This is a genomic window from SAR324 cluster bacterium, from assembly GCA_029245725.1.
In the GTDB taxonomy this organism is placed as follows: Bacteria; SAR324; SAR324; order SAR324; family NAC60-12; genus JCVI-SCAAA005.
In genome coordinates this window covers 1-11,211 of record JAQWOT010000157.1, presented here as the reverse complement: position 1 = coordinate 11,211, position 11,211 = coordinate 1, and the positions used below count along the sequence as shown (strand labels likewise).

Below are 11,211 nucleotides of genomic sequence, written 5' to 3'. Positions count from 1 at the left end.
TCTTCGAACTGATTCTTGGTTGGATCCTATACCTGTGACATACCTCCCAAAAGTTGTGAGCTCCATCAGAATAAAGCCGGAAATAGCGATGAAAATTACGATTAGAGCGGGTATCGGCATACCATATAGCCATCCTCGGCCCAATTGAACAATTGGAATGTCACCTGAGATAGGAATCGTGAAGCCCTCAGTCATCAGAAGAGCAAAGCCTCTAATGACGCTCATTCCAGCGAGTGTAACGATAAAGGCTGGAATGCCTTCATAAGCTATGAAATAACCTTGGAAACCACCAAGAATCATTCCGAGAAAAAGTAAACTGACTAATACTATTGTCCAATCCCATCCTAATTGTAAAAGAACCGCGCAGAGGGCATTAATGATTGCCAGTGTAGAACCAATTGAAAGATCAATTCCTTTGGTAGTGATTACAAATGTCATTGCACAGGCAGCTATCAAAACTGGTGCACTCTGTCTCAATAAATTAAGTATGTTCCTTTTTGAGAAGAAAGCTTCAGCGCTAATTGAAAAAAATGTGACAACAACTATAAAAAACAGAAAAATACTAATTACAGCAATATTTTCCCTGACAAATTGATTACGCATCATGATTTTAATGCTCTGCAACAATTAATGAAACTATTTCAGAAAGATCTGTTTCATTAATTTTTCTCTCAGCCACATTTTTACCTTCATACATGACCATTATACGGTCGCAAACTTTGAATATATCTTGTAAGCGATGAGTTATCAGAATCACTGATACTTTTAGACTTTTAACCTTTTTAATCAGATTTAATACGGACTCAACTTCTGCAACTGCAAGAGCAGATGTGGGCTCATCCATAATTAAAACTTTTGGATTTGATGCTACAGCTTTGCCAATGGCTATACTCTGCCTTTGTCCTCCAGATAAGAACTCAACTTTTGAACTTACTGATTTAACTTTGATAGCTAAATCATCTAAAATATCTTTAGTCTCTTCCTGCATTTCCTTCTTTTTCAGAAACTTAATACCAAGAATTTGTATAATTTTTTCACGACCCAAAAAAATATTCCCAGATACATCGATTGAGTTGCATAAAGCTAAATCTTGATAAACCATCTCAATTTTCTTCGATTTTGCATCAACTGGATTTTTAAAAATCACTTTCTCTCCGTTGACGATAATATCACCTTCTGTTGGTTCGATTGCTCCAGCCAATATTTTGGTAAGTGTAGACTTTCCTGCCGCATTATCTCCAACCAACCCAAGTACTTCACCTTCTTTCAGATAAAGATTAACTCCTCGAAGAGCCTCAACATTGCCAAAAGTTTTTTTGATATTTTGCATTTCAACAATGTTTTTATCCATTTTTTACTAACAATATAAAATATAACTTTTCGAATTTTAGCTAGGACAGAGAGGACAAAAAGCCCTCTCTATTTTGGATGATTTACTTAAATTGCCCTACATTTGATTTGTTGACCAGTGTGATTGGCACATCAACAACTCTTGGGCTCATCTTTCCATTAAAATTATCGTTCAAAGCACCTACAGCATATTGACCCATGCCGTATGGGGACTGCTGAACAACAGAAATGACATAACCTTTGTCAATTCCATTGATTGAATGCGAGGTAAGGTCCCATCCAAAAATCTTGATATCACCTTCAAGTCCTTGTGCCTCAGTTGCTGCAACGGCACCAATTAATGCAGGTTCACCTGTAGCGTAAACAGCATTCATTGAGGGATTGGCAGTGAAGAGATTTTCTGATGCAGCCATTGCTTGCTCACTTACGTTTCTGCCATCCACTACTCCAACAATATTCACATTAGAGTTTTTGCTGAGCGTATCAGTAAACCCTTTTTGCCGAACATTTTGGATTGTAGAATTTAAAGCACCGACAATTCCAATACTCGCTTCGCCACCCATTTCTTTGGAAACATAATCCAAAAATGCGTTTGCGATCAACACGCCAGCACCATAATTATTGACTCCCACTTGGGCAATCTGTGGTCCATCAGGCAATATGGCGTCCACCGCAACTACAGGAATACCAGCATTTGCAGCTTGTATGACTGCAGGCATGATCCCATTTGTGTCAATGGCCACCACGATTAGACCATCCACTTTTTGCTGAATGTAGGTTTCAATCGCGTTATTTTGTGCAGCCGGGTCATTATTGGCATTATAGATTACCAGTTTATGTCCAAGTTTAGCTGCTTCAGCTTCTGCTCCTCTGTTCATATCAGTGAAGAATTGAGCCTGCTGATTAATTTGCACTAGAGCTATTGTTTTCGCAAAAACAAAGCCTGCAGAAATCAACATTATAAATAATAATGTTATTCTTTTTACTAACATTGATACCTCATTGAAATTAAGAATTAACAGTTTCAAAATCATTAATATTAATTTATGACACCTCCTTTCCAATTTAGTCGAAACACAGTCTCTACAATGAAAAATAAGACTAACAGTTGATAATTCATTTTAATAAAATATCAAACTAAAATATTTTGATATGTACTATCTTTAGATTGTAATCATTTTCTTCTTGCACCAGCACGCCCATCAAAGAAATTAAGTTTTGCTCTATTGACTGCATACCTTATGGATCAGTTAGGAATCAATTCTTTTATTAAATATATTTTCCTCAAATTTCACGAAAGGGAGTTTCACAAGTTAAAACAATCGCCTCAACAGCTTCTAAGTTTGATTTCAAACCTCAGCTAAAACACGACCGTGAGCTTTGCCAGACATACTCAGGAGAAGTGAGCCCCTCCATGATTTTCAAAATCTAAAATTGCCCAGAGATTCGCCTAAAGGAGATTCTAGATCAGGTTGTTTTGTCAGAGAGGCTTATGAGTCTGCCTGGTGGGCTATCCAAAACAGCAGTAACTTTCGGGAACACTAATCCTTGCAGTCAACAGTGGTCATAATGTAGACATGTCGAAGCAGTAACCAGTCATGGACCACCTATCGCTACATAACAATCCCAGAGCACTGTCTAAAGGAGTTCTATGAACAGAATCAGCTTTTTCTATTTGCCAAGAAGTTGAGGATGTAGATTGAAAATATATTATGGTGGTCGAAGGATAAACCTCACAAACTTCAATCATACTATTACTAGCTCCTTTGCACCTCTGCCACAATCCACTTCAAAATCTAATTCCAGTACGAGAGCCTGCAATACTACCAGCAGATTCTATTTTCAATAACTCCTTGATCACTGATCTCTTTAGTAACGAGTGGATAGACGTTGAAAACTGTCTAGCGCTGTACAACAGCGGACCGTTGTTACTTAGCTAAAACAGGAAAAGAACTAAAAGGTGTTTATCAAGAAAGGATTGGAGAAATGTGTCCAATTACCAAAATATTTAGCCAACAATAAATTCTATGGAGAAGTTTGCATCCAATTTGAGGTTTTATTTTTGCTTGGAATGGATGAGATGAGAGACTTAGTATATGAATGTTTTGGCCTAAGAATAACCTCTTTACAAAGGCCTGATTCAACGATTTCTCCCTGATACATTACGTTAAGTGTGTCACAAATCTGAAAGGCAGTGGTCAAATCATGGGTGATATAAATTACAGTAATACCATATTGTTTCTTAAGTGTTTGTATGTTCTCAAGTATGCTTGCCCGCAAAGAGGCATCAATCATCGAAACTGGCTCATCAGCTAGGATGAATTGAGGTTTAACCATGAGTGCCCGCGCAACCATTAGCCTCTGCCTTTGACCACCACTCAGTTCGTGGGGATAACGTTCTTTCAATTCATTAAAGTCTAGACCCACGTCTCGCAAAATTTCTTCAACAAAACTATCAATATACTTTGGATGTTGAATAAGGTTTAGATTAACTGCAGTTTCTCGAAGAAAATGGATGGCTTTATAGAAAGGATTATACACTCCATAGGGATCCTGAAATATTGGCTGGACTTGAAGTAAATATTTTTTCTGATTCCTCTTCACATATTGCAGTAGTGGTTTTTCATTCAGTAAAACTTGACCAGAAGTTTGTGAAAGTGTTCCCAACAAAATCTGCATTAATGTTGATTTTCCACTACCACTTTGGCCAGCAATACCAATGATTGATGGTTCAAAGTTATTAAATTCAAAATTTATATTCTTGAGCGCGAAATTATTCTTTGAACCAAAAAGAGAGGTTTCATAAGATTTAAAGACATTCCTGAGAGAGATAGTAATTTTTTTTTCTGAAGAAGACTTATTAGCACTCTTCAGATTGTTATATTTAATTAAAGATTTTGGTTCTTCCTCAAAGCTGGGGACACTCTGTAAAAGAGTTTTGGTGTACCAATGTGATGCTGAAGCTAGAAGCTCTTCCGTTTTCTTCAACTCAACAATTTTTCCATTGTGCATCACAGCTATTCTGTCGGCAAATTGAATAACTAGGCCTAAATCGTGACCAATTAGTAAAATTGATGTGCGATATTTCTTTTGTATACTAAATAACGTTGAAATGACCTGTCTCTGAATAATGACATCTAAGGCGCTGGTAGGTTCATCTGCAACTATAAAATTTGGATTAAGAAGAATTGCACAAGCTATCGAAACGCGTTGTTTCATTCCCCCACTCAACTCATGTGGATACATGTTTAGAACAGAATGAGGGAGCTGGACCTGATCAAGTACTGATCGAATATTTGAGTTGTTTTCATCTTTATTCAATTTTCCATGATCCAAAAGACCATCCAACAATTGCTCTTTGATTCTCAGAACTGGATTAAGTGAGTTCATTGATGCTTGTGTTATCAATGAAAATTCACTTAAACGCCTCAATCGCATCTCCTCCGCCTTTAAATCGATAAGATTTGAATTCTTATGTAAAATCTTACCTGATGTGATCTCACCAGGAGGCTTCAACATACGCAAAATTGCCATAGCTAGTGTGGTCTTACCGCTACCGGATTCTCCAACAAGCGCTATTTTCTCATTCTCATATATGTCCATGCTCACGTCATCGACAGCTTTGAAAGCTTTGCCGTAACTGTTATATTCAATAGTTAAATTATCTATCTTAATGAGAGGCTGGGACATACAAGATCAAAGTAAAATTATCTATTTATTATGTAAAAGATGCGCTTTGGTTTTTAGAATAATGAAATTCAATTCAAACTCTTTCAGTTAATACTTTACACAGTGCATTACTAAAATTTGGTTTTGAGGCGTGGATTTGCCCACTCATCTAAACCCTGCGATATCAAATATAGTGAGATGAAAACAAGGATTATGATCAATATTGGAGGTGACCACCACCACCACCACCCCTGAAGCATTGATGAATACCAAATGTTCCAATAAATTGTCATACCCAGAGAATTCGAAGAAAATGCACCCAAACCCAAAGCTTCTATACCAATTGATGCCAAGATTGCCCCAGCCACAGTCATCACAAAATTGGCCATTACGTATGGAAGCAGGTTGGGAAGAATTTCCATGAAAATAATTTTCCAAGATGGCAATCCAGAAAATCTCGACAGTGACACATAATTAAGTTCTTTCATAACAAGCACTTGTGACCGCAGCACCCTCGTTGGTCCAAGCCAAGACGTAACCCCGACTATCAATGACAATTGCAAGATTGTCATATCTCCAGGAATTGAAATGGCAAATATTATGAGTACAACCAGTGGTGGGATACTTTGAAAAACGTCAACAATAAATTTGATAATATAGTCAACAATTCCACCAAAAAAACCTGCCGTGAATCCAAGAATCACTCCGAGCAAGATACCAATACCTCCCGCAACTATACCAATTTGAATTGTTTGAGGAGTCCCTATCACAATTGAAGTTAAAACGTCTTTACCCATCCTATCAGTGCCCAACCAATGTTCCATGGATGGTGGTTGTGAGGGCCTGAAAGAGAGAGCCTGTGCATGATTAAAATCAACAACTAAATAGAATGCCAACCAAACGAATGATGAAATTAAAAGAATCCCAAGCCCCAGAACTAAAGTAAAATTTCTACTTAAATATTTTATCATTCTTTTTGATTATCACAGATTTGAAATTTTTACTCTTGGATCAATTAAGGGGTAAATTAAATCAATCAATAACATTGAAAATGCGATAGAAATTACCAAAATAAAAACCACACCTTGGATTATGAAATAGTCGAAAGCTTTGATACCCTGGTAAAGAAGAGACCCAATACCTGGATAAGAAAACACAATCTCAACTAGAATAGCTCCACTAATGATGTGCGATAGTGAAAGTGCAAGCGCAGTTACTTGAGGTAAAATCGCATTTCTTACTCCGTAGTTGAAAAAAATTCGTTTAGAATTTAAGCCCTTTGCCTCAGCCAAAGTCATGTAATCTTCACCTTTGGTGGTCACCATCATTGATCGCATCCCCAAAGCCCAAAATCCACTTTGAGCCAAGATTATTGAGAAGGCAGGCAGAATAGAATGCTCTAGGATCTCAAAAAAGAATTTTAAACTGTTATCTGGAATGGTTGTTGGCCTGTATCCTCCGAACAATGGAAACCAGCTTAGTTCAAATGCAAATAACCATATGAGAACCAATCCTAATAAATAAAAGGGGATCGCTGAGAAAACAAACAGGATGGGAATAATACTTTCTAGGATTATCTTCCCGCGTGACCATGTCAAATACGCGCCAACCAGTGATCCGACCAGGAAACTTATTAAAGTCGAGACTGTGAGCAAACCCAAAGTCCAAGGCAATGCTCTACCAATGAGATCGCCAACTTTTGAAGGGTAGAGAGAAATTGAGTAACCGAAATCTAGTTTGAGCGTACTAAATACGTAAGTTAGATATTGATCAGCCAGTGACTTATCTAACCCAAACTTTTTTCTGTAGCTTTCTATTAACTCACTTTTCTCTCCTCCCCCACCACCAGATTCAATCTCGAGTTGAACAATCTTTTGCTGAACTGGATCTTGACCTGTCCATCTTGGTAAGAAGAAATTCAGACTTATTGCTGTGATAATTACAATAATAAATAAAAATATTCTTCTAATATAGTAAACAATGTTCATTCAAGTGATCCAATTCAGCAATTCAAGTGAGTTAGTTTCTTGCTTTCAATTTAAATAAAGTATAAGCCATACCAGTATGTAGATGCAGACCATTCATATATGGGTCGTTAGTCATCGTTGGCCAGTTAGTCCAATACTTTTCGCTAATTGCAAAACGATTAAAGAACTCAGTCAATGGTATATCTGGAAGGTCTCTTAACCAAATTTGCATTGCTTGTTTTGTGAGTTCAGTGATCTCATTTTCATTAGCACTTGTCGCAATCTTTTTCACTACCTCATCATATTCACTATTGGAGTAACCCCATCGATTTTGAGAGTTGTCAGTTGTGTACATACTGAGAGTAGTATAGATAGAACCGGTTTGGGAGCCGTTATGACCAAAGATACTACAATTGTATTTACCGGTGGTCAGTTGATCGATAGCATCAGGTGGCTCAGAGTACGATGATTCGATGCCTGCATTGACAAGTGTTTGCGCGATGACCGGGCCGATATCGCTGAAAATTCCAAATGCAACGATGTTACAAGTAATTTTGTTCCCACTGGCATCTACCCAAAAACCTCTCTTTTTAGTATATCCAGCATCCAACAGAAGCTCTTCAGCCTGGGTGGGATCATATTCATTTGTATCCACTCCCAATGAGTCGACGGACGCGGTTATGTCGCTCAGACCCTTAAAAGCTGGCCACGGATAACGAGAAATCTGGCCATTGTTTGCGAAAGCAAAATCATTTACTTTGTCGCGATCAATAAACTTACTGATTGCCCATCTGACATTGGGTTTTGATAGGTGTTTGTCCCTGTTGTTGACATACAGAGAGGATGGCCACCAGGAAACCAAACCATATGGTCCCTTTTCACGACCGCTCCATGTTGTCACCAATTCATTTTTTTCGATTGCCTGTTGAATCAATTCAACTCTCAGGTCATGAGTCTGATCAATTTCATTTTTGATGACTGCAGATGCCATGCTTGTATCATCTTCCATTCTTAGCCAAATGTATCGCTCTGGCTCTGGAAGATTGATAAAGCCCGTTTTGCAACCCCAATAGTCATCACAGGAATCAACTCGATCAAGAACACGGCGGTTCTCATCTGAATAATTCAATCTCCAGGGTGAAGTTGTTACTGGGCCGCTACCTTTGTTGTAATTAGTGTATTGAGGCCAATCTACACTGGACCAGACATGCTCTGGAACCACAAAAAATCCACTGTCTCCTTTTTGAGCGATCACTTCATCATGAAATCTAGGTGCAGGGGCATGAAAATGGATGACTACTTCAGTTGCAGAAATCAGTTCCACATCTTTGATAAAGGTTTTGTAGTTTCCACCTAATCTAACATCAGAGCCTAACTCAGAGAGTTTTTTCAGTGAAAAGGCTACGTCACTGGCATTAAATTCTTTACCATCACTCCAGAAGACACCCTTTCTGATGTTGTATGTCAATCTCGTAGCATCAGCATTAAAGGAGTAGCTTTCTGCAAGCCATGGATACTGATGACCATTTAAATTATCTGCAAAATAAAGCGGCTCATAGAAGAAGCTCACACCTTTCTGATGGTTTCCACCTAGTAAATATGGACTCCACACCTCTTTAGCTGTAATCCCCCTGCTCCCAACAATTACAGTTTTTTCTCTAGGAACCTCCTTTGCAACTAGGGCGAATGGTAAAAAAAGAGAAAGAATGTACAAAAATAAATTTTTCGCATTAAACATGATTATCTCATTAGTGTAATTAGAATTGGTAAAATATTTCTCAATCATTTCATAGGCATTCCATTTAAAAGTATTGTCTAATGACCATTTTCTCTTCCAAATTTTTCGGAAAAAACTCCTTATTTTTGGTAAATGGCAACTCTTCAACTTTTATAGGTGTAGGACCTGGCTCATCGATTCTATGGTATTTGGTCCTTCCTGTAAGTTTTAAATTTCTGTAATTCATGGGGTTTTTTACCAAAATGTACTTGTAATTATTCAAGTCCAAATTCAATGCCTGGTATTGTTCACCAGCCCATTCATAGGTTGGCTTAGAATTGATCAATATGTAGTTTTCCTCTTTTTTCAACAAATATGACTCACCCATGTCTCCAGTCTCCCCTTCCCAAATACCTCCTTGATAGGTAAATCGACCAGATGATTTATCTACAATCTCAAAAGTTTCTTCAATCGGGCTACCCCATATCGTATCGGCTTGGTGGCCAATTTTCAGTTTAATGAAGGCACCAATCTTATGATCCCTTAATTTATCAACGGCTTTTTCGTCGACAACAGTACTTAAGCTTTTCAGTTCAGAGCTTCGTCGAATAAGCTGCCGGATGGTGTGGATGCTGTCACCAATCGCACCACCGCCACAGCAATCACTGGCCTCCACAAGAATATGGTGCTCGTAGTCTTCACTTTCGATAGCACTTAAGACTTGGACTGCACTCTTGGTTTCTGAAAGAAATTCCCAGCGGGCATACCAGTATTTTTGAGCAAATTCATAAGAAATTCTTTTGGCTTTTTGGTGATTATTATTTGAAATTATTAGCGACCCACTCATCATTTTTGGTTGATCAAGATAAGGCTGACATAAAAAAAGGCTGGCTGAGAGGATATCATCCTGAGCCGCTGCAGCGTTTAATTGTTCTGTCATCAACTTTGCAAAAGGCCCAGATCCATCTGTCGAGGCATTGATTGCGCTAGTGATGACATTTACTCCGGAAAACACCATTTTTGGTTCGATTTCACCTCTAATTGTTCTTGAGAGGAGTTTGGCTGCTTTTTTTCCGATGTCAAACATATCTCTGTGGGGATAAGTGTTCCAGGCTAGAATCGCATCGCAACTCTTAACTAATTTTTCAGTGATGTAAGCATGTAAATCTACAGTAATAAAAATTGGTATTTTACTGAGTTCTGCTCGAATTCTTTCTAGTACAGTAGAATCGAGGTGCGATCCATCCTCAAGAATGGCAGCACCATGCATGTTGAGAATCAATCCGTCTAGATTCATATTTTTCCGAAGTCTTGCCATCAGGTCACCATATAGTTCCTCAAAGGAATCTAATGTAATCTTGCCTCCTGGGCTCGCAGAGGCATAGAGCAGTGGAATGATTTCAGCTTTCTCCTCATTGAGCCCCTCAATGCAGCCGCGTAAGGTAGGGACTCTCGCTTGGTAGAATTCACTACCGTAAAAGATGCCTCCTCGCTTGAACTCATTTAAAGTTATGGGGTTCAATGAAAATTGATTACTTTCAGTAAAAATTCCACCAATAGCAATTTTCATAGGTCAACTTGATCCAGCCTTGATGAATCATTTGAAGGATTTAAATCCCATCTTAAAGTATCATTTGGATCCGTAAATTTTGCCCATTCTTGTTGGATAAGTTGATCTTTTTTTAAATCAATCATTCTTTTGTGAATTGCTACTGGATCCCAGCCTGTGAGAATTTCATTTATTAGGAATTCTTTAATCTCTTTATTTTCAGAATCTGCACTTCTATCAAATAGCTCATGAGGATCTTCAATTAAATTAAAAAGCTGCGGTTCATATCCTTCGTAAAAAACCAACTTCCACTCATCACATCTAATCATTTTGTTTTGAACCCCTCCAGGTTTTGCGTGAACGTCTTTACCTCCTAGATTACCTGATATATTTGCAAAGTCTGAATCATCCATGCAGTATTCTGAAGTGGCAATGTTCTCCCACGAATTGCTATCGCCAGTTAACAGATTTTTTAAAGATTTTCCTTGAGATCTTGGCAGTGCTGGTGAGTCTGTCAGGTCTAACATGGTTGCTGTAATATCAAAATGGTTAATTACTTCATTTACTTCGATATTAGACCTCAGGACTTTGGGGTACGAAATTATTGTGGGCACCTTCACTGAATCTTCATAAAATGTTTGTTTCCACCAGAATCCATGTTCACCTAATTGATCCCCATGATCTGATGTGTAAATTATAATTGTATCATTAAAGATTTCGTTTTTTTTCAGGCAATTTATGATTTCACCTATCATACTGTCAAGGCTGGAAATAAGACCATTATAAGCAGCTTTACATCTTAAGTTTTCTTCATCAGTTATTTTGACTGAACCTGTGTTTTTTTTCCACCATTGTAAATAAGGATGGTAATCTTCTAAATTTTTTTCTTTAATCTGAGGTAATTTTACTTTTTCTCTAAATTTCTGGTAAACCTCCGTTTGACATACATAGGGTTGGTG

9 protein-coding genes are annotated in these 11,211 nt (G+C 37.9%); all 9 read right to left on the bottom strand.

Translation table 11 applies throughout. The annotated features are described in order from the left end of the window. A partial coding sequence (locus P8O70_08010; protein ID MDG2196821.1) for an ABC transporter permease occupies positions 1–606 on the bottom strand: 606 nt, incomplete at its 3' end. A 4-nt stretch (positions 607–610) separates the two neighbouring features. Continuing rightward, positions 611–1,351: an ATP-binding cassette domain-containing protein gene (locus P8O70_08005; protein ID MDG2196820.1), complete on the bottom strand. Its 741-nt coding sequence runs from the start codon at positions 1,349–1,351 to the stop codon at positions 611–613. An 82-nt stretch (positions 1,352–1,433) separates the two neighbouring features. After that, a complete protein-coding gene (locus P8O70_08000) occupies positions 1,434–2,342 on the bottom strand; it encodes a substrate-binding domain-containing protein (GenBank protein MDG2196819.1) in 909 nt (302 codons plus the stop codon). 1,033 nt (positions 2,343–3,375) lie between these two features. Then, the gene (locus P8O70_07995; GenBank protein MDG2196818.1) at positions 3,376–5,040 is read right to left on the bottom strand and encodes an ABC transporter ATP-binding protein; all 1,665 of its coding nucleotides are present in this window, start codon (positions 5,038–5,040) and stop codon (positions 3,376–3,378) included. Between the two features lie 110 nt (positions 5,041–5,150). Next, complete coding sequence (locus P8O70_07990; protein MDG2196817.1) at positions 5,151–5,831, bottom strand: ABC transporter permease; 681 nt, start codon at positions 5,829–5,831, stop codon at positions 5,151–5,153. 171 nt (positions 5,832–6,002) lie between these two features. Beyond that, complete coding sequence (locus P8O70_07985) at positions 6,003–7,007, bottom strand: ABC transporter permease (protein MDG2196816.1); 1,005 nt, start codon at positions 7,005–7,007, stop codon at positions 6,003–6,005. A gap of 31 nt (positions 7,008–7,038) precedes the next feature. Then, positions 7,039–8,724 (bottom strand): ABC transporter substrate-binding protein, encoded by a 1,686-nt coding sequence (locus tag P8O70_07980; protein MDG2196815.1) that lies wholly within the window; start codon positions 8,722–8,724, stop codon positions 7,039–7,041. Positions 8,725–8,788: 64 nt separating this feature from the next. Beyond that, the gene (locus P8O70_07975; GenBank protein ID MDG2196814.1) at positions 8,789–10,273 is read right to left on the bottom strand and encodes a M81 family metallopeptidase; all 1,485 of its coding nucleotides are present in this window, start codon (positions 10,271–10,273) and stop codon (positions 8,789–8,791) included. Further along, a partial coding sequence (locus tag P8O70_07970) for a sulfatase-like hydrolase/transferase (GenBank protein ID MDG2196813.1) occupies positions 10,270–11,211 on the bottom strand: 942 nt, incomplete at its 5' end. The genes P8O70_07970 and P8O70_07975, both read right to left, overlap by 4 nt.